The 20,498-nt window shown below is 46.9% G+C and carries 18 protein-coding genes and 2 pseudogenes; 9 read left to right on the top strand and 11 right to left on the bottom strand.

Annotation, left to right across the window (positions count from 1 at the left end):
• Nucleotides 1-114: 114 nt before the first annotated feature.
• The 3 genes from CHA6605_RS00165 to CHA6605_RS31080 all read right to left on the bottom strand — a co-directional run bounded on the left by CHA6605_RS00165 (nt 115) and on the right by CHA6605_RS31080 (nt 6,459).
• The gene (locus CHA6605_RS00165) at nt 115-2,148 is read right to left on the bottom strand and encodes a DUF3769 domain-containing protein (RefSeq protein ID WP_051038618.1); all 2,034 of its coding nucleotides are present in this window, start codon (nt 2,146-2,148) and stop codon (nt 115-117) included.
• Nucleotides 2,149-2,211: 63 nt separating this feature from the next.
• Nucleotides 2,212-2,331, bottom strand: a complete 120-nt coding sequence (gene psbI / locus CHA6605_RS32325) for a photosystem II reaction center protein I (protein WP_015157520.1) — start codon at nt 2,329-2,331, stop codon at nt 2,212-2,214.
• 372 nt (nt 2,332-2,703) lie between these two features.
• Nucleotides 2,704-6,459, bottom strand: a complete 3,756-nt coding sequence (locus CHA6605_RS31080) for a PAS domain-containing protein (protein WP_015157519.1) — start codon at nt 6,457-6,459, stop codon at nt 2,704-2,706.
• Here CHA6605_RS31080 and CHA6605_RS35995 point away from each other — a divergent pair.
• On the top strand, nt 6,458-6,589 hold the full coding sequence (locus tag CHA6605_RS35995) for a hypothetical protein (RefSeq protein ID WP_269744551.1): 132 nt from the start codon (nt 6,458-6,460) through the stop codon (nt 6,587-6,589). The genes CHA6605_RS31080 and CHA6605_RS35995 overlap by 2 nt on opposite strands.
• Before the next feature lie 177 nt (nt 6,590-6,766).
• Here the strand turns inward: CHA6605_RS35995 and CHA6605_RS00155 are convergent.
• A pseudogene (locus CHA6605_RS00155) lies at nt 6,767-7,336 on the bottom strand (pyridoxal-phosphate dependent enzyme); the annotation flags it as partial.
• 112 nt (nt 7,337-7,448) lie between these two features.
• On the opposite strand from CHA6605_RS00155, the gene CHA6605_RS00150 reads away from it, so the two are divergent.
• Nucleotides 7,449-8,591 (top strand): IS4 family transposase, encoded by a 1,143-nt coding sequence (locus tag CHA6605_RS00150; protein WP_015157518.1) that lies wholly within the window; start codon nt 7,449-7,451, stop codon nt 8,589-8,591.
• Between the two features lie 22 nt (nt 8,592-8,613).
• On the opposite strand, the pseudogene CHA6605_RS00145 reads toward CHA6605_RS00150, so the two are convergent.
• A pseudogene (locus tag CHA6605_RS00145) lies at nt 8,614-9,021 on the bottom strand (PLP-dependent cysteine synthase family protein); the annotation flags it as partial.
• Nucleotides 9,022-9,058: 37 nt separating this feature from the next.
• Entirely contained in the window at nt 9,059-9,916 is an 858-nt protein-coding gene (gene cysE / locus CHA6605_RS00140; RefSeq protein ID WP_232432152.1) for a serine O-acetyltransferase, read from the bottom strand.
• A 259-nt stretch (nt 9,917-10,175) separates the two neighbouring features.
• On the opposite strand from cysE, the gene CHA6605_RS00135 reads away from it, so the two are divergent.
• From CHA6605_RS00135 to CHA6605_RS00110, 6 genes are read left to right on the top strand one after another with little or no spacing between them, the layout of a single operon-like run.
• The gene (locus CHA6605_RS00135) at nt 10,176-10,472 is read left to right on the top strand and encodes an NIL domain-containing protein (protein WP_015157516.1); all 297 of its coding nucleotides are present in this window, start codon (nt 10,176-10,178) and stop codon (nt 10,470-10,472) included.
• Between the two features lie 24 nt (nt 10,473-10,496).
• Nucleotides 10,497-11,015, top strand: a complete 519-nt coding sequence (locus CHA6605_RS00130) for a gamma-glutamylcyclotransferase family protein (protein WP_015157515.1) — start codon at nt 10,497-10,499, stop codon at nt 11,013-11,015.
• Nucleotides 11,016-11,052: 37 nt separating this feature from the next.
• On the top strand, nt 11,053-11,649 hold the full coding sequence (locus tag CHA6605_RS00125) for a Crp/Fnr family transcriptional regulator (protein ID WP_015157514.1): 597 nt from the start codon (nt 11,053-11,055) through the stop codon (nt 11,647-11,649).
• Between the two features lie 17 nt (nt 11,650-11,666).
• Nucleotides 11,667-12,533 (top strand): sulfate ABC transporter permease subunit CysT, encoded by an 867-nt coding sequence (gene cysT, locus CHA6605_RS00120; RefSeq protein WP_015157513.1) that lies wholly within the window; start codon nt 11,667-11,669, stop codon nt 12,531-12,533.
• Entirely contained in the window at nt 12,523-13,383 is an 861-nt protein-coding gene (gene cysW / locus CHA6605_RS00115; protein WP_015157512.1) for a sulfate ABC transporter permease subunit CysW, read from the top strand. Before cysT ends, cysW begins: the two co-directional genes overlap by 11 nt.
• Before the next feature lie 36 nt (nt 13,384-13,419).
• Nucleotides 13,420-13,998, top strand: coding sequence for a hypothetical protein (locus CHA6605_RS00110; protein WP_015157511.1), 579 nt, complete (start codon nt 13,420-13,422; stop codon nt 13,996-13,998).
• A 20-nt stretch (nt 13,999-14,018) separates the two neighbouring features.
• Here the strand turns inward: CHA6605_RS00110 and CHA6605_RS00105 are convergent, their stop codons facing one another.
• Entirely contained in the window at nt 14,019-14,462 is a 444-nt protein-coding gene (locus CHA6605_RS00105) for an RrF2 family transcriptional regulator (RefSeq protein ID WP_015157510.1), read from the bottom strand.
• Nucleotides 14,463-14,719: 257 nt separating this feature from the next.
• On the opposite strand from CHA6605_RS00105, the gene CHA6605_RS00100 reads away from it, so the two are divergent.
• Nucleotides 14,720-15,736, top strand: a complete 1,017-nt coding sequence (locus CHA6605_RS00100) for a sulfate/molybdate ABC transporter ATP-binding protein (protein WP_015157509.1) — start codon at nt 14,720-14,722, stop codon at nt 15,734-15,736.
• A gap of 92 nt (nt 15,737-15,828) precedes the next feature.
• Here CHA6605_RS00100 and CHA6605_RS00095 read toward each other — a convergent pair whose 3' ends face one another.
• From CHA6605_RS00095 to ftsH, 4 genes are all read right to left on the bottom strand, one after another.
• Entirely contained in the window at nt 15,829-16,089 is a 261-nt protein-coding gene (locus CHA6605_RS00095) for a hypothetical protein (protein ID WP_015157508.1), read from the bottom strand.
• A 201-nt stretch (nt 16,090-16,290) separates the two neighbouring features.
• Nucleotides 16,291-17,415: a beta-ketoacyl-ACP synthase gene (locus CHA6605_RS00090; protein WP_015157507.1), complete on the bottom strand. Its 1,125-nt coding sequence runs from the start codon at nt 17,413-17,415 to the stop codon at nt 16,291-16,293.
• Between the two features lie 122 nt (nt 17,416-17,537).
• Nucleotides 17,538-18,251 carry a peptidylprolyl isomerase gene (locus tag CHA6605_RS00085; protein ID WP_015157506.1) on the bottom strand — a complete coding sequence of 238 codons (714 nt, stop codon included), beginning with the start codon at nt 18,249-18,251 and terminating at the stop codon, nt 17,538-17,540.
• 394 nt (nt 18,252-18,645) lie between these two features.
• Nucleotides 18,646-20,493, bottom strand: a complete 1,848-nt coding sequence (ftsH, locus tag CHA6605_RS00080) for an ATP-dependent zinc metalloprotease FtsH (protein WP_015157505.1) — start codon at nt 20,491-20,493, stop codon at nt 18,646-18,648.
• Between the last annotated feature and the right edge of the window lie 5 nt (nt 20,494-20,498).

Raw genomic sequence — 20,498 nt, 5'->3', positions numbered from 1 at the left:
ATTGACAGGATGAGGTTGTCGGTACTATTAACTTACTGGTTAAGAAAAGGCAGAAGACAGAGGGCTTGTGGAATCGCGTTCCACCCATTATCCATTACCCATTGCCAGAGACTCCTAAAAACTAGGCGTGATGCCATCCCAATTAAAATCATTCAGCCTAAACCCGATCGATCCTAGCTGTAAAGCCGGATTGTATCGGAGAATGACATTATAAGTACGCCGACTATATTCTAAATAGTAATCTGTACTAATTTGTTGTCCGGAATCTAAGTTAATTGACGATTGAATCCCCAGTCGAAATGGGCCGCTAATTTGTTGATTGATACCTGCGGATAAAATCCGATTGTCTACGATTCGATCGAATAGAAATGGCGAACTCGTACCGCGAAATTGCTGGAAGTAAGTGAGATTAAATCCGGTATAATCGAAAGTCTGCTTAGAAAAATTACCAAACTGGCCTTGAATGCCGACATAATAGCCAATGACTGGTTGGTTTTCACCATTGCTATAGCTATTAATTGCTCCTTGAATTCCGGTATTAAGCTGAAGATAAGGAATGACTGGAGTCGGACTATAATTATATGTTTCTTTTTGATTGGGAGGTAAACCCTGACCCTCCCACAGCTTAAAACTTTTACCGAGGTTGGCAGATGCTTGATAGCGATTGAGCGAGACTAAATCGTTAGTACGATTGGCTCCGAGCAGATTTTGTCGATCGGTATTAGCATTAATCGCCTGTGCGCCAAGTTGATAGTTAAAGCTCGCCCCCGTGTTGCCGACCGGAATATAAGGAGAAGCTAAAACGGCACCAATACTAGATTGAATATTTTGATCTCTTAACGAACCATTAAAAACTCGCTGTCTGTAAGATGCTTCTGCGGTAAATACGTGCGGATATTCAAACAAATTGAGGTTTTGTCTGACTGCAACTTGGCCGCGAAAATTATCGCTAATTTTGTCAAAATTTAAGCCTGCTAAGGCTGCCGATGCTAGCAATGTAGTATTTGGGCTGAGATTTCCCTCGATGTTGGTTTTGACGCCAAATGACGCAGGATCGAAAAAACTCAAGCCAGTCACAGCACGTTGGACGAAATATTGGGGTGTAATTGTCAGCTTAAATCGCGGATCGAAAACTGGATAAAAAGCATTTTCAATAAAGAAGCCACCCCGATCTTGTCCGTCAAAGCCAAAATTGAAGGGGTTAGGACTTTTACCGAGTCTGTTGATAAGTACTCGATCGCGAAAGATTGGGGACAGCGGGATATCAAAGCTATTTTCTACCGTAATGCGCGCATTACGGGTGAGGATTTCATCTTCTTCACTATTAATCGTCTTAAACTCAGCACGATCGGCTTTGACTTGGAGTTCTGGTGGTGAAAATGGATCGTTGGTAATCCGAATTTTTTCGGCAATCACCCGATCGCCAGTAAAGTCAACTTTATCCGCCTGAAAGCGCAAGCGAGTAACCGTACCACCTGTCGGTCTGAGCGTCGGCTGAAAATCGATGTCACGCTCGCTGGTATTGATGCCAACCGAGCCTGGATTGCGAATATTGGTGACTGGTTGATCGTTCCGCAAGCGATCGCTCAGGAGAATCTCGGTAAATGGTTTTTCGCCTGCGGGAGTGGGAACAGATGCTGGCGAAACGAGATTGAGATCCCGAACTAATGTCGGCTGATAAATATCCCCACGCGCCTCGACGATGCTACCGAGATCGTCTTCAAAGTTATATTCAAACTGCGTCCCGTAGAGGATCTGCTTGCCCCGCACTAGCGTGACACTACCGTCAGCAGTCGCAATTTTAGTAAGCAGATTGACGCGCAATCGATCGGCAGTCAGTAGGGCTTTATTGAAGCGTACCACTACTTTGCCACTCGCCGTAATTATTTGCGTGTTGTTATCAAATTCTTGCTGTTGGGCATCGAGTTCGATCTTGCCACTTGGTGCCGAAATATTAGTCGTGGGAGGCACTTCAGGTCCATTTTGGACGATCGTATAGGTCAATGGTGACGATTTGGCCGCAGGGGTGCTATTTACGCTTGGCAATGGAGCCACAGAGCCAGCTAGCACGGGACGTAGAGAAATGTCGATCGAGTAGTAGGACAATAGTAATAAATACTGGGCGGCTTTCCAGGTTCGCCGAGCCATATACCGATCTAACTTTTTCCCCACGCTGTTACTCCCGATGTTTCGATATTTGTCCGAACTATATTATTCAGACAGATCGCGACGGCTGGGGTTCCGTGAAGGATCGTTTGATAAGAAACCAAAAATGAATACGAGCAGAAATGCTGCTACTACAAGATTAACTACGATTTTTAACGTGACCATCGATCGACTGTCTCCGTGGATGTACTTTACAATACCCTCTATCATAACTGATGACTGACGTCTTGCAATCTGTTTCGACGCCCGTAAGGGTTTGATGTTGGCAATTTCTCATACATAAGTGACATATCCATGCTTGCCTACTCGACTCTCACCTAACGGTAGAGAGCGGGAGTCTAAGTCCTTGGCTACACAGTTTATTGGCTGGACATCTCCGTAGTCTCTCTATGCTTTGTGTATACTCCGCGTGAGTATAACCATTCGGTTTTCCTTACCAAAGGTTACAAGGTGATTATTACCGCACGTTCCCTTGGTAAATTTTGGCGCGATCGTCAGGCGATCGCTGACTAACTAACCTCCGATCCCAAACTCAGGTTACTGATGACTTTTCGGCCAGGTAACATAGAAAGTTGTGCCCCGTCCCAAGCTGGACTCTAACCGAATGGTGCCTGCCTCCGCTTCGACAATCTTTTTAACGATCGCTAAACCAACTCCCGTATTGTTATTATTTTCCTTACCTTTAAGAGTTAAAAAGATGTCAAAGACTCGTTCGTGATGTTCTGGCGCGATACCAGGGCCGTCGTCACAGACGATAAACTCATGGTAGTTGGGATATTCGATCGCCGAAATGTCCAGATGTCCGGTTACAGAATTATGGTGTTTGATGGCGTTGCTAATTAAGTTAGCAAAAACTTGGCTCAAAAATACGCGTTTGGTCGTAAGTGTTGGTAAAGATGGCTGAATCTCGATTTTAAAGCCCTCCGGCGGGGCGAGAGAGTCGATAATTTCGCTCAGCAGTTCGGCAAGGTCGAAGGTTTCCAACTGAGCTTCTTGACGTCCTGCTCGTGCGTATAGTAGTAAACTGTCAATCATCGATTCCATGCGTTTGACACGGGTGCGCAGGAGCTGAAGCTGTTGCTGATTCTCTGGCGGTAATTGGTTTTCTAAATCGTCTTCAATCCATTGGGACAAGTTAGAAATCGCCCGTAAGGGAGCCTTGAGATCGTGAGAAACAGTATGCACGAAACTGTCTAGCTCTTTGTTGCGTTCGGCTAGTTCGGCTTCGGCGCGTTTGCGATCGGTAATATCGCGCGAAATGCCGATGACGCCTACAATCTGGCCGTGAGGATCTCGCCACGGGTATTTTGCCGATAGGAGCGATCTGAGGCTGCCTTGCTTGGGAATCTCTTCTTCATAAACGATCGATTCGCCTGTATCCATGACTTGTCGATCGAGGTGGGCGATGTCAAGGGCGATCTCCGGTGGGAACAAGCTCGTGTCATCGCGCCCTATTAGGTCTGCAACGCTGACGTTGAGCCACTCGGCTGCGGTTGAATTGGCAATGACGTAACGTCCTTGTAAATCCTTGACAAAAATCACATCGGACGTACCATCGATCGTTGCAGTCAAGATGCCATTGACTCGTGCCAGTTCGGCTTCGGCGCGTTTGCGATCGGTAATTTCTTGGACGACGACATTAATCCCCATGATTTGTCCGGTTTCATCCTTGAGGGGAAAACAATTTTCGATCCAAGTCCGGCACACTCCTGGTAAGGCTCTCGTTTCACCGCTAAGTTCTAAATCTTGTAGTGGTGCGCCCGTTGTTAAAACTTGTTGAAATAGCGGCTCGGCTAGATCTGCCAGATCGGGTGCTATTTCGCGGATGGTGCGCCCGATATGGTCTTCAGTCGGAATACCGTTAATTTCGGCTAGCCGTTGATTGATGCGCTCGTAGCGCAAATCCCGATCGAGAATTGCTAGACCGATGGGTGCGGTTTGATAAATTGCGGCGATCTCACTCAGTTGTAGTTGCGCGAGTGCCTGACTCTGACGTAACTCTTCCTCTGCCCGTTTGCGTTTGCTAATATCGGTGTTAAAGCCAATGACCTTGAGCAGTGTTCCATCCGCATCGTACTGGAAATAGCTCCGATCCGAGACGTATACCCAGTGCCCTGCCGCATGACGGACGCGATATTCGCTCTCAAACCGAGCGATTCCTGCTGGAGCTGTCTGGAACTCCGATTGGACGCGAGCTAGGTCATCAGGATGCACCCGCTCCGTCCACCACTCGTTTGTTGGCGGCACAGCTTCAGCCCGAAATCCTAGTAGATCGTACAATCCTTCGGAGCGATAGATTATTTGCGTTTGCAGATTCCACTCGAATACCATCCCCCGCACTGCTAGCATCGCCGCCTCAAATCGGGCGTTACTTTGCTCTAGGTTCGCTGCGATTTGTTTGCGTTCGGTAATATCGAACATCACCCCGACAAACCGCATCCCTGCTCCTGCCAGATTATCGAGGAATCGTCCGGTGGCTGCTACCCAGACGACTGCCCCAGTGTCGGCGCGAACGAAGCGATGTTCGAGATCGTAGAGCGATCGATCCCGTTGGGCTATTTCCCATGCCTGCGTCACCGCCGCTCGATCGTCAGGATGAACGCGGCTCAGGTACATCTCGACGGTAGCTGCGCCATCAGCGGCGGGATCGTGGCCCAAAATCCGCACGAGATCGCCAGACCAAATGATTTGACCCGTGGACAAATCGGCATCCCAGGTCGCCAGATCTGCGGCTGTGAGTGCCAAATTCAGCCGCTCCTCACTCTCACAAAGGTTTTCGATCGATCGCAATCGCTCGATCGCGATACTGGCAATTTTAGTGCCAAATTCAGCCAGCTTATATTCCCAATCGGTTGGCAATCGTGCCTCACTAAAGCACAACATCAACGAACCGAGGGGCAAATTATCGATACCCATTATGGGTGCGGAATGACAAGCCCTAATGCCATGTGCGATACATAAGTCCCGCCAGCTTGGCGACCACTCATCGTCGGTAGCAATATCGCTACAATTGATAGGCTGACCGTAATATACAGCCGTACCACACGTCCCGATTTCTAGCTCGTTAATCGGCGTATCTTTGAATCCTTGGCTCAAAGACGGTGGGAAGTCTGGGGTAATCGAACGCGGAAACTTCGATCGGCGATCTTCACTCAGTAGGACGCAGGCGCGTGTGCTGGGGCTGAGTTTGGCAACAGAGCGACACAGCGCGCTCAGACATTCATCGATCGACCGACCCGTGGAGACTGCTTCTAGCAGTCGTGTCTGTTCGACGAGCATCAGCTCGTGTTGTTGACGCTCTAGCTCGGTGGCAATCCGAGTGGCAAAGATCGTTAGTAACGATTCGGCTAGCTGCACCTGTTCTAGGGGTTTACCATCCATTACGCCCAACAATCCCATGACATTACCCGTAGAGCCATAGAACGGAATCGCGATATAGCTTTCGACTGCAAGCGGCTTAAGTAGAGCCGCATTGGGAAATTGTGCCCGAATGTTGCGGGGGTAGCAGCAAATTTTCTGCTGTTCGATCGCTTCCCAGCAGGGCGTATCTTGCAGCCGATATTCGAGATTCTCGACAATTTTACCGCGAGCGCAAGTGGCGATCGTGCGCATCATTTTCGGCTCGTGGCCTTCCACCAAGCCAATGTAAGCGTAATCGGTGCCCAAAACCTTGGCAAAGTGTCGTACCAGTTCGTCGAAAAAAGCCTCACCCGTTACCCTCGCCACACCTTGGGTAATTTCGACCAATGCGGCATCGACTCTGGCGATCTGCTGCGCTGCCAATCTTAGTTCTAGTTCGTCTACGACCATTGCCGCCAGATCTATTAAGGTTGCCTGTTGCTCGGCGGTGAGGGGGTCGTGGGGGATACTATCGAGCATACACAGCGTACCCAGATTAAAGCCATCTCGATCGATCGGCGGCGCACCTGCATAAAATCGCATTCCTGCTTCGCATTGCACGAACGGATTGCAAACAAACCGCTCGTCGAGCCGAGTGTCGGGCACGATTAGCGGTTCGTCGGTTAACACGGCAAAGCTGCAAATCGTATCGTCGCGCGATACTTCAGGGGCATCAAAACCAATGCTAGACTTAAACCAAGCTCTCGACTCATCTACTAGCGAAATCAGCACCGTGGGGATTTTAAATAGTCGCGCCGTCAGGGCGACGATCCGATCGAAAGCCGCTTCCGCAGGAGTATCGAGAATCTGATAGCGATGCAGTGCTGCCAAGCGTTCTGGTTCGTTAGCAGGTAACTTTGGGGCAACAGGTTGTGATGATAGTGATTCAGTCATGGTAGTCCCTGCCAACGGCAAACGGCGAACGGCGATCGATCTTGGTAGCTTCAAGGTTGGACGATCGATCGAGTCAGTACCGCCACCGATTAAAATCGGTGGCTACTTCAGTAACTGCCAACTTGGGTAACTAGCTAGATCCCACATCCACAGTCTTCATACAGCAGGTTTATCGATCTGTAGCTTGGTGCAAGCGGCTGTTACTATTTTATATCTGTTGTCCGATCGCCGCAAAACCCCGTACCTTGAAAGATGCGGGGTTTTGGAAGACAGCGACCGAAATCGGTTTCTCAGCCTTAACGATCGCTCAAACACTAGCCAGCGAAGGCAATTTAACAACTTCTACATCTGGCAAATCTTGAAATAATGCCGTGCTCAGATAGCGTTCGCCAAAACTGGGTTGAACGAACACGATGAGCTTATCGGCATTTTCTGGACGTTTGCCAATTTGAATCGCAGCCCACAAAGCGGCTCCCGACGAAATCCCCGACAGTAGTCCCTCTTCTTTTGCTAACCGCCGCGCGAAGCGCATACTTTCATCATCCGTCACCTGAATTACTTCATCAATCAGATCTGTCCGCAGTACTCTGGGCACGAATCCCGCGCCAATTCCTTGAATTTTATGCGCTCCTGGGTTACCGCCAGATAAAACGTGACTATTAGTCGGTTCGACAGCCACAACTTTAAAACTCGGTTTGCGAGGCTTGATAACTTCGGCAATGCCCGTAATCGTACCGCCAGTACCGACACCGCCCACGATAATATCGATCGTGCCATCGGTATCCGCCCACAATTCTTCGGCTGTAGTTTCGCGGTGAATTTGAGGATTGGCAGGATTGTTAAACTGCTGCGGCATAAAAGCATCGGGCAATCCGGCGACAATTCTGACGGGGCGACAGGTCGCCTGAAAACTCGGCAGAGAGACAACTCTAGACAAATAGTATCAAAAAAGATAGGGTAAGAGAGCTTCTTACCCAAAAAACAATTAAATGTTACCAGAATTGTATCATGCCCATTTGTCAGAAAAATTCACACGCGGTAACTACTTATTGACAATTTTATTGATTCAAGTAGTGCAATCTATTAAAGAAGTCACGCTAGAAAGCATCGCAACAAAACTAGCGATGCCAATTAAATTTGAAAGCAGAAGAAAAAAAGTCCAGAGATTTTTATCAAATGATGAATGGGATTTAGATAATGTTTGGTTATCACTAGTGATTGCTTGGATTAAAGGCAATGTCAAACAGAATAATATTATATATTTAGCAATAGATCGAACCAAATGGCAATCAAACAATATTTTGATGGTCAGTATGATTTGGCGAAAGAGAGCAATTCCTATTTATTGGCAAATGCTTGATAAACAAGGGAACAGTACATTGGAAAACCAACAATTAGTATTAACCCCAGTATTCGCTGCCCTATCAGATTATAGCTTGTTGGTACTGGGAGATCGTGAATTTTGTAGTGTTACTCTTGCGAACTGGCTTAGAGAGCAGAAAATAGATTTCTGTTTACGACTGAAAAAGAATGTTTGTATCAAGACTGAAGAGGAATTGTGGACTGAACTGAAAAGGCTAGGATTAGAGCCAGGAAATAGCTTTTTTAATCAAGAAGTAACAATTAGAAAAACTGCACCAGTTGAAGGATTTAACCTAGCAGGTAAATGGCTAGGTAAATATCGAAATATTACCACAAAAGAGCCTTGGTATATTCTGACCAGCTTGGCAGATCTACAAGCAGCAGTTGATACCTATGCTAAAAGATTTGGAATTGAGGAGATGTTTCGAGACTTTAAGGGCGGAGGATATAACTTAGAAAAGACTAATTTAACGGGCGAACGATTGAGCAAATTATTGATTTTGCTATCACTAGCATACTTGAAGAGTATCATCCAAGGGATAGATATCAAATCAAAGCAAGTTCAAGAATATCTCGGCAGAAAAACAGAACATCACCGAAAATATGCTAGACATAGCACTTTCTATATTGGACTCTGGGGTGAATCATGGGTCGATTCAACATCTAGTAATTGGCAGGTTGTTGTTGAATTAATGTCTTTGTCCCCACATAAACTACCTAATTATCAACAAGGCTTGAGAGCTATGAGACTTATCCTATCAGCGTTATAGGCGACAAGTCGCCCCGACAGGCGACAATTTCCTCGGCGCGGCGAATCGCTCCCTTCATGCCCTCAGCCGCTGGAGTTAATTCTACCTGTGCGCCGTAGGCTTTGAGCATGGCGCGGCGTTCTAAACTCATGGTTTCTGGCATCGTCAGAATCAGCCGATAACCCTTGGCGGCGGCAACCATTGCCAGGGCAATCCCTGTATTCCCAGAAGTTGGTTCGACAATGATGCTTTTACCTGGTGCAATTTGTCCTGCGGCTTCTGCGGCATGAATCATGCTCGCTCCAATCCGATCTTTGACTGAGGCGGCGGGATTCATGCCTTCCAATTTGACTAAAACTTCTGCTTTGCAACCTTCCGACTGGGGAATGCGATTGAGTCGGACTAGCGGCGTTTTACCGACTAATTCGGTAATGTTATTAGCAATTTTCATAAATATTAGTTTGCCCCTAAATTATTACTACTTCCGATTAGATTCCCGCACCATAAAGAAAATCTTCGATCTCTTTGTCATTCTCCGTTCTATCCTGAAGATGAGCGGTTTTTAGCTCACCTTCACTAGTCGGATGCAGTCGCTCGTCGAGATCTCGAACTTGTTGTTCTAAACTCTTAATACGATCGAATAACTTACTAATGACCTCAGCTTCTAGATCTGGTAAATATTCCAAATTTTGAGTTGGATCGATCGTCCGACTACCATTGCGAATTACGCGTCCGGGAATGCCGACAACCGTGCAGTCGCTGGGAATATCTCTGAGTACCACCGAACCCGCACCGATATTGGTGCGATCTCCAATCTGAATGTTGCCTAAAATCTTGGCACCCGCACCGACTAAGACATGATCGCCCAGGGTGGGATGGCGTTTACCCGTTTCTTTGCCAGTACCGCCGAGCGTTACACCTTGATAAATAACAACGCCATCGCCAATAATTGCAGTTTCACCAATTACAACTCCCGTACCATGGTCGATAAATACTCCTTTGCCAATTATCGCACCCGGATGAATTTCAATTCCTGTAAAAAATCGAGTCAAACTAGCTATAATTCGTGGCAAGAATGGTACTCCCAGACGGTACAACCAATGACATAATCGGTAGCAACATATCGCCTGAAAACCAGGATAACAAAATAAGATCTCCACCCAATTTCGGGCGGCTGGATCGCGTTGTTTAATGGTTTGCCAATCGGCGATCGCTACTTCGATCGGGTTAGCACTAATTTTAGATTGAAAGCGATCTCTGGAGATAACAGATCGATCGTCACGATCGATCTCGGTGAGAGGTTGGGTATCGTTCATAATCCATATACCGATCGGGAATTCTGGCATTTCAATAGATTACTACTGCTTACCTATCGACTTACCGTTATTATTACGATCGACTTTAACACAGGTCATGCTATGATAGCAATGATATTTACGGTAATCCCATAAAGTTATCGTAAATACTCTCGATTTACGCTCGTTCGCACCGTCACCACAGGCATGTGGCGATCGATACTCATCTACTCGCTCTTTGTCATCTCTCGATCGGCAGAGTTTTCGGTTCGAGTTGCTACACACCGTTTTATTAAGTAGGTATGTCCGAATGCCAGATCTATCCTTAAATGAATCTCCAATAAAAGTCTTAACATCGATCGATATTAATATTCCTCAGCAATTACATCAGGAGCCAGTATTAGCTAAACTCATCGGTAACTATCATCTGGTCGTCAATTTTCAAGCAGCAATATTAGACCGCAAAGCTACTGGCGGCGGCTGGTTCAATCTTAATTTAGAAGGCCATCCCCAAAATATCGAAACCGCGCTGACATATCTCCAGGAGCTGGGGGTAGAAGTTTTCGATCGTGGTTCGGTGCCATTAGTGTTCGCAAATATCGATTAATTAATTCCAGATTCGATCGCCATCATGACAGATAGGGAACCAGAATTTTGCAATTACTTTGCCTATGGTTCTTGCATGTGTCCTGTAGATTTACAGCGGACATTGCAAGAAGCAGTCGAGCCATATATTGTGGGGACGGCAACACTGACGGGTTATCGACTTGGCTTTTATTACTACGCCCAGCATCGTAACTGCGGAGCCTTAGACATCGTACCCGATCGAGACTCAATAGTTCATGGAGTCTTATATCGACTGCCTGCACGGTTAATTCCCGCCTTAGATGTGCGCGAATGCGTACCCCAAGGCGGCTACCGCCATGAATTGGTAACTGTGCAGTGTCAAAATCGGGATTATTTGCAGGTGAAGACTTATGTGGTAGTAGATAAATTGTCAACTGAATACCCCCCGAATGATTGGTATGCCGGAGTGGTGATGCGTGGTGCCGCTACCTGTAATTTACCCACTGATTATCGTTATCAACTCCACGAACATATCCAGCGACTTCAACAACAATGGCATCCTTGCGATTTTGCCGCTGCATAGAGCCAAGTTTAGATAAATTATTCATTCTTCAGAGCTAATGCCAACACTGACAAGAACGAACATCACCCGTCACTTCCAACGCCGGACAACCTTACCTGAGGAGCCAGATTTTTTCTGGAAAATAGCAGCAGGGATAGTGCGGACTTTTACCTGGACTGAGGCAGGCGAAATGATTGTCTTGGGAATCTGGGGTAAAGGGGATATTGTGGGTAGCAGTCTCTCAACGATCGCGCCTTATGAAATAGAATGTTTAACGGATATAACCGTTGAACCGATCCCGGTAAGCAACTTGGTAGATATGACTGAGGAGCTGCTTCAACATCTGCGCCACAACGAAGAATTTATCAAAATCGTCCACAATCGGCATATTGAATTATCAATCGTGCGATTATTGAATTGGTTGGCAAGTAGATTCGGACAAGCTGTGGAGGGCGGTCATTTAATCGATCTATTATTAACCCATCAAGAAATTTCAGAAATTGTTGGCACGTCGCGAGTTACGGCGACTCGGATCGTAGGATCTCTAATAGAGCGCGGAATTATTCAACGCCATCAGCGTCATTTTATAGTGTCGCTCGTTGGAGCAGCCTCTCTAAAAGAGAATCAAGATCCTTTCTGGCACTATGAAATTTAGACTTTTAACTTCCATATATGAGCAACGTTATCCCCGCCTCTCTCGTCAAACCCAAACCAGCTTGGAAACAGTGGTTCGATCGCATTCGCCATTTATCATGGACGTGGCGACTGACTTGGTTTTACCTGAGTGCGATGCTATTTCTGCCCCTGGTAGCAATGTTTACCAAAGCGGCGAGCGATGGCTGGGCTAAATTTTGGGAAGTAGCTAGTAGCCCGATCGCCATATCGACCTACGATATTACCTTCACCACATCTTTAATCGCCACGCTATTTAACGGCTTGTTTGGTACCGCGATCGCGTGGGTCTTAGTACGGTATGATTTTCCTGGTAAACGGATTGTCGATGCTTCGATCGATCTACCCTTCGCGCTACCGACTTCAGTTGCGGGTCTGACTTTAGCCACAGTTTATAGCGATAATGGCTGGATTGGCAGTCTCTTCGCGCCACTTGGCATCAAAATCGCCTTCACGCGGTTGGGAGTAGGCATGGCGATGTTATTTATCTCGCTGCCATTCATCGTCCGCACCGTGCAACCCGTACTGATTGAGATGGAAAAAGATATCGAAGAAGCCGCATGGTGTCTGGGTGCATCGGATTGGCAAACTTTTCGACAAGTGATTTTGCCCCCACTCTTGCCGTCGATTTTGACGGGAATGGCTTTAGGATTTTCCCGTGCGGTCGGCGAATATGGTTCGACCGTAATTATCGCCTCGAATACACCTTTTAAAGACTTAATCGCCCCAGTGTTAATCTTCCAAAGATTGGAGCAATACGACTATGCTGGCGCAACGACAATTGGGGTAGTTTTATTGTTAATTTCATTAGTATTGCTCCTGGGAATTAATATCCTCCAAGCTTGGGGTCAACGTTATGAAGAATAGTAATCCGGCCAATGCTTTAGTCCGTCAAGGGCCAGCGAAAAAACCATTTAATTGGATACCACCCATCTTAATCGGACTATCGCTCGCTTATATTATCCTGATTATTTATATTCCGGCAATTAACGTTTTTTATCAAGCATTTCATAAAGGGCTAGAACCATTTATAGCCAACCTTAGCCGCTCAGATTTTCTCAACGCGGTCAGAATTACCTTGTTGTTGGCTCTGATTACCGTCCCGATTAACACCGTATTTGGCTTGTGTGCGGCTTGGTCGATCGCGCGACATCAATTTCCCGGACGCACGTTATTATTGAGTATTATCGATTTACCCTTGTCGATTTCTCCCGTCGTCGCAGGCTTAATGATTATGCTGCTCTACGGACGTCAAGGTTGGTTTGGGGGCTGGTTGCAAGATCGCGGCATCGATATTGTATTTGCCTTTCCAGGGATGGCTTTGGCAACTGCTTTTGTCAGTATGCCATTTGTCGTTAGAGAAGTTATTCCCGTCCTCGAAGAAGCTGGTGTGGATCAAGAAGAAGCCGCTAGGACTCTCGGTGCCAGCGATTGGCAGATTTTTTGGCGGGTAACGCTACCCAATATTCGGTGGGGTTTGATGTATGGCGTATTGCTGACAAATGCCCGCGCGATGGGGGAATTTGGAGCCGTCTCGGTGGTATCTGGAAATGTGGCCAATACGACTCAAAGTTTGCCATTGTTTGTCGAAGAAACCTACAAACAATACGAAACCGAAGCCGCTTTTTCGGCAGCAGTTTTACTAGCTTTACTTGCCGCTGTGACGTTAATCATTAAGGAAGTTTTGGAAAGCAAAACGCGAATTAAAGATAAATAGTAACTTGTCGATCTATCTAATTGGGTTGATAATTTCATGTTTAAACAAGAATTAATCGATCGAGCACTAATGGAAATGAAATTCCAGGTTAAATGGCTGGAATACGATTTCATCGATCGAGCATTCTTGCTAAATCTATACGAGCATTTTATTCATTCAAATGATAAATCTACAGAGCATTATAGATATGGTGCCTTCCGAAAAATATTACAAGATAATAAGTATTTAGACGATTGCAGCATAGACAACTATATCGAGCTAGCTAAAATAGATGAAGATAGAGCTATGGCAAAAGCAGCTCTAGTCGATCTCTTCAGATGGAAAGGACTGAGTGATGAGCAATACAAAAAATTAGTCCATAGTCCAGAATTTGCAAGTGAAATATTTCAAACTTATCATCGAAACAAAAGCATGATAGAAACAATAAGTAAAATACCAATTTCTGACGAGATTATCGAGGACTGCATTCAAAATTATCCTGCTAATATTCAAGAATATTTATTATACAAAGAAGATATCAAACGTCATCAGCTTGAGTACATATATCAGCACGGGACAAAAAAGAGAATTAGAAATATGGCGAAAAATATGCTGGGCAGCAGACGCTATCGATAGTCGGAGTTAAAAATTGTGCTTCAAATGTAATACATTGGACTGTTTTGCCGTTGAGCTTCTAATGTCTTTGCTAAATCTTGAAGTGTATAACTTTTAAGAATATCGTTTACCGAATCTTTAATACCTGAAAATGTTTCTACAATGACGGTTTTTTCGAGCGTATTGGGAGTAGCCGGATCGACTTTTTTACGATCGCCACTACCTTCGATCGCGATGACGACATCTAGCAGCGTAATCTGCCACAGTTCTCTGGCGAGTAAATAGCCACCTTTCATCCCCCGTTGACTAGAGAGAATGCCCTGACGTTTGAGCAATGTAAAGATCTGATCGAGATATCGTTCTGGCAAAGATTGACTAGCCGCAATCTCATTTACCTTGAGCGGCTTGCCTTGTGCCTGCCTGTCGGCGATTTCGAGCAGAGCAACTAAAGCATATTCTAGTCGAGAAGATAGTTCCACAAGCATTCGATCGGATACTATATTTAAAGATATCACGGTTTTCCGCTCGATTTATCAGGGTAGCGTGTGGGAGTGCCAGAGTGCCAGCGATTGAAATCGCCGCTAGTGATGCAAAGTCCGCCTACGCGGACTAGGAAATCAGTCCGCGTAGGCGGACTTTGCACTCCGAGGAGTGGTTTCTAACCACTTGGGATGCTGAGGATCGGACAACGTTTAAGATTGAGTATTAATAGTAAAATTTAGCGATCGGGTAGTTTAAATAAATGGGTATATCAGTAAAAAATGTATCGAAACGATTTGGCAGCTTTCAAGCAGTCGATAGTGTCGATCTCGAAATCGAATCGGGCGCGCTAGTGGCTCTACTCGGCCCTTCAGGCTCTGGAAAATCGACATTATTGCGACTGATTGCTGGACTCGAAACGCCCGATAGCGGTAGAATTTGGCTGACTGGCACCGATGCCACCCATCAGAGCGTTCAAGAGCGCAATATCGGCTTTGTATTTCAACATTACGCATTATTCAAACACCTCACAATTCGGGAAAATATTGGTTTTGGCTTGAAGATTCGCAAGGCAAGTCCGGCGAGAATCAAAGCTAGAGCCGATGAATTGCTAGAACTGGTACAGTTGTCGGGATTGGGCGATCGCTACCCTTCTCAATTATCCGGCGGACAGAGACAGCGCGTGGCTTTGGCGCGATCGCTCGCTGTCGAACCCAAAGTATTATTACTAGACGAACCCTTTGGCGCGTTAGATGCCAAAGTCCGAAAGGATTTGCGCGCCTGGTTGCGCCGCCTGCATGACGAGGTACATGTAACGACGGTATTCGTCACCCACGATCAGGAGGAGGCGATGGAAGTGGCCGATAAAATTGTGGTGATGAATAAAGGTCAAATCGAGCAAGTCGGCACCGCAGCGGAGATTTACGACCGACCAGCGAGTGCATTTGTAATGAGCTTTATCGGCCCCGTAAACGTGTTACCCAGCAGTGCTGATATTTTCCAAAATAACGGCTTTGAAGCCAATCATCCCCAAGTATATCTCCGCCCCCAAGATATCTCGATCGAGACCGAGCCAGATAGTTCGCTGACAGCCGCAACGGTCACGCGCATCATTCATTTGGGCTGGGAAATTCAGGCAGAATTAGCTCTAGCCGACGGGCAAGTTATTTCGGCACATCTGACTCGCGATCGCTTCGATGAGTTACATTTAGAACCGCAGCAAAAGGTGTATATCAAACCCAAAGAAGCCAAATCTTTTCCCTTGTATTATTCGATTTAATACATTTTGGATTTTGGATTAAGTAACGTCAGTTTGGGTTAAGGATATTAGCTTCGTTCCTCCACCGCCACCGATTGAAATCGCGGATGCAATCACGCGGATGTTTCCTCCGCAGGTGTTGCACCAAGCAGGAGCTGATGATACGAAGTCCGCCACGCGGACTGATTAATTAGTCCGCGTAGCACCATTATTTGCCGCCCCGTTCCACAACCTGCATCGACGATCGTCCGAAATTGTTGGGTTGGTAACAGATGTAGAACATTTAAGGTATGTTCATTGCCTCCTAGACTCAGCTTTTCCATCCCGCCAAAGAGCAGATCGAGCGGATTATCGACGTTCGGGAGTTCTTCCATTGTTTATTCCCTAATCAAATTCTGTGTTAGACGATCTCTAATACGGTTCGGTTAAAAACCAATCGTGAGTTAGTTGCTCCGGTTTAGGTTGAAATCCCCCTAAATCCCCCTTAAAAAGGGGGACTTTTAAAGCCCCCTTTTTAAGGGGGTTGGGGGATTCAGATCTCAAGCGAAGCTAACCGAACCGTATTGAGACGATCTCTAACATTTTTTTAAAGCGATCGCGGTATTCTGTCCGCCAAAGCCAAAACTCAGACACAGCAAATTATTTACATCTGTCTGGCGGGGAACGGTAACTAAATCGAGATCGAATTCAGGATTCTTTAAACCAACACAGGGTGGTAAAGTTTGAGTCGCGATCGCTTGCAAGCAAAATGCAACGCCAACAGCACCTGATGCCCCTAATGTATGTCCCGTCGCTCCTTTTGTGGAACTAATTGCGACGCCATCGGGAAAGATTTGCTGAATTAATTGGCTTTCACGGCGATCGTTGAGGGGCGTACTCGTACCGTGAGCGTGGATATAATCGATATCGGCGGGACTAAGATGCGATCGCTCTAAACATTGCCAGATTGCTTTTTCACCCGCCGTTCCTGACTCGTCCATCGCACACATGTGGTAAGCATCATTCGTCAAGCCAAATCCTAATATTTCCCCATAAATCTTGGCACCGCGCGATCTAGCTAATTCCGCCGTCTCTAAGATCAATACCGCCCCCGCCTCGCCTAAAACTAACCCTTCCCGCCGCACATCGAATGGATAACAACCCGTCGTCGCCAAGGCACCCATTTGGGTAAAACCCGCGATCGTCAGTGGTGTAATCGGGGCTTCGACAGCTCCCGCGATCGCCCGCTCGCAGGCTCCAGAACGCATCAAATTCACAGCTTGCGCGATCGACCAGATCCCCGTCGCACAAGCCGCCATTGGGGCTAATACAGCCGATCGAGAGCCAATATATTTAGCTGTAGCGATCGCCGGACTGTGGGGTAACGTATCTAGCCAATTAGTTAAATCTGGCTCGTTCGGAAGATTGGCGGTGAAGTGTTCCCATTGTGACTGACAACTCCGACTCGAACCGATCGCCACGCCACAATCGGGTAATGGTAAGCTCAAACCCGCATCTCGGACTGCTTCAGCCACAACGGTAAGAGTGAGATCGAGAACGTGTTGCGGCTGGGTAGCAATTAAAGCTAATGGCAGTGGGGATAAATCGGCAAACGGTCGATGCCATCTAATCGCGGATCGATCGTCGATCGCGGCTTGCCAAGTGTCCGTCAAGTTGCCCAATGCAGATCTAAACCCAATCCCGGTAATCACAACTTGCATTTTCAGACACTAGCAACCTTGATAGGAGCGACATATTTAAAACTAATGAGAGGGGCAATGTCTCGATCTGCCCCTCTCCCTAATTCTAAACAACACGTTAAGAATTTATCGATAAATATCGATTATTTCTTAAGATTCTCAATTCCTTGAGTTACCTTCGCTGAGGTAATTTTATCGCCTTGTTGAATGGTGTCGATGATGTCTAACCCGTTGGTGATTTTACCGAAGACAGCATAATTACCATCGAGGAACGCAATATCGGCAAGAGTAAAATAAAACTGGGAAGATGCCGAATCGGGTGACTGAGATCGAGCCATGGCGATCGTACCGCGTTTGTGCTGGAGTTCGGGCACGTCTGTAATAGTCTGACCGTATACTGGTGCTGCTGCGCCTTTGGGCTTAATTTCGAGGGGAATCCGTCGCTCTGTACTCGATCCGGTGGGGACGTAACCACCAGTACCATTACCTTTGGGGTCGCCGCCTTGGACGACAAAAGGCTGTGGTTGGCGGACGACACGATGAAAACTCAGGCCGTTATAAAATCCTTTTTGGACTAAATCGACAAAGTTACCCGCACTAATGGGGGCATTATTACCATCTAACTCGATCGTAATTTGTTTGTTACCTCTGACAGTCATCACTACTGTCGCTTTGCCATTGAGTCTGGGTAGTCCGGGAAACTGGTTGGTATTACTTGCTGGAGCGGGAGTGCTAGCCGCTGTTGGCGTGCTAGAAGAACTATCGGATTGCGGTCTTTTGGGACTATCGCAAGCACCCAAAATCAGGGTACCCATGAGTAAACTAACTACGATTAAGCGTTGAAATGATTTCTGCATCGGTTGATTCGGGGAATTAAATGTTTTAGTCAATTTAGTTTAAGTCGATTGCGTCTCTCTTGACTAGGACTGCTAAAAATCGATCGAGTTCCAAAGAGGGAAAAAGGAAGGGGGATTGCGGATCGAGCAGCAGACACTCAACTCTTCTCTTAAGCCTAAAACCTCAAGCCTAAAACAAACGGCGTTGCTCAATTGCAGTATGATTTTTCATTCTCGTATTCTTCTTTCCCCGCTGTCTTGATGCGCTAACCCGTCGGGAAACAAAGGCGTGCGCGCATCGCTCCCGGCTCCCCGCTCTCTCCTCTAGCTTTTTATACCTAGATTCAGCAACGCCAAACAAAAAACCACTTTACCCTAATGAGCAAAGTGGCGAACTTCAGATGTCAGTATTGACTTAAGAACTAGCTAGAGCGGGTTTAGCTTGGATGACTTCCTTGCGTCCCATTTCGCGATCGATAATTTGGCGAAACTCTTCGCCTTCGATCGTTTCTTTATCCAGTAATAAATCGGTGAGTACGTCAACTAGTTGCCGATTCTCAGTGATAATTTCCACTGCTTTATGATGTCCGGCTTCGACGAGATTGCGAATTTCATTATCAATTTTTGCGGCAATCTCCTCCGAACAATCGCCATCCGAGCTGAGGGCAAATTGGCCGAGGCTCGACATGCCATAGCGCGTTATCATATTGCGTGCGGTATTGGTGACCATTTCAATATCACCACTAGCCCCAGCAGTTACTTCCGAAGAGCCAAAAATAACTTCTTCTGCGGCTCGTCCGCCCATCGTCGTCGCAATATCTGCTAAAAATTCAGCACGAGAAACCAGCCCCTGCTCTTCATCGGGCATGTACCAGGCCGAACCTGCCGACCGACCGCGTGGGAGGATGGTGACCTTTTGGAGCGGCTTGTAGCCGACGATCGCACCGACGAGCGCGTGCCCGATTTCATGATAAGCAACGAGGCGTCGCTTTTTGCCATCAGCTAGAGAACGACCTTCCATGCCCATCACGACCCGATCGATCGCATCGTTAATTTCTGACATGGTAATGGCTTCTTTATGCCGCCGCGCGGTAAAAATCGCTGCTTCGTTCATCAAGTTGGCCAGATCTGCACCAGTAAATCCTGGCGTCCGGCGCGCAATGACTTCGAGCGAAACTTCCGGATCGACTTTTTTGTCGCGACTGTGTACCTGTAAAATCGCCAAGCGACCTTTAAAATCGGGCGGATCTACTTGCACCTGTCGATCGAATCGTCCCGGACGTAATAAGGCCGTATCTAATACATCGGGGCGGTTGGTAGCAGCGATAATAATTACGCCGTTATTGCCCTCAAATCCGTCCATCTCGGTCAGTAATTGATTGAGGGTCTGTTCGCGCTCGTCGTTACCGCCACCAATGCCTACGCCCCGCTGACGACCCACTGCGTCGATTTCATCGATGAAGATCAAACAAGGAGCATTCTCTTTAGCTTTTTTAAATAAATCGCGGACGCGAGAAGCACCCACACCGACGAACATTTCGACAAATTCCGAACCAGAAATACTAAAGAATGGGACGCCTGCCTCACCTGCGATCGCTTTGGCCATCAAGGTTTTACCCGTTCCTGGCGACCCTACCAAGAGTACCCCTTTGGGGATTTTGGCACCGACAGAAGTAAACCGTTCTGGCTCTTGCAGAAAAGTCACTACTTCTTGAAGTTCTTCTTTGGCTTCTTCAATCCCCGCTACATCGTCGAACATCACACCTGTTTTGGCCTGCATCTGAAAGCGGGCGCGGGATTTGCCAAAGCTCAAAGCTTGTCCCGAAGCATTTCCCGATCGACGGATAATGGCCGATAGTACGGTAATTACGAACACTAATAACAGGATATTACCGAGCAGCCCAAAAATGGCATTGCGATCGGCAGATTTCTGAACGCTAAATTCGACGCCTTTGGCGTTGAGCTTGTTATACAGCTCGGAATTATCATCTAGCAACACCGCTTCTTTAATCCGCTGTTTGCCACTAGCGGTTGGATCGGCTACTGTAACTTTGGCTATCTTACTGACCGGATCGAGTTCGAGCTTCGAGACTACCCCACGATCGACCTCTTTAAATAGTTCTCCGTAGGTAAGCGTATTGGGATCGGGTTTGGCCAACACTGGGTTACCCCAGACAACTCCCAATGCGATCGGCAAGCTCGCCGCTAATCGCCACAATGACTTGGAAAATTGCTTCGATTTGACCTGGGAACTGTTATCCATATATT

This window comes from Chamaesiphon minutus PCC 6605 (genome assembly GCF_000317145.1).
Taxonomy (GTDB): domain Bacteria; phylum Cyanobacteriota; class Cyanobacteriia; order Cyanobacteriales; family Chamaesiphonaceae; genus Chamaesiphon; species Chamaesiphon minutus.
This window is presented reverse-complemented; position numbering and strand designations above follow the sequence as displayed.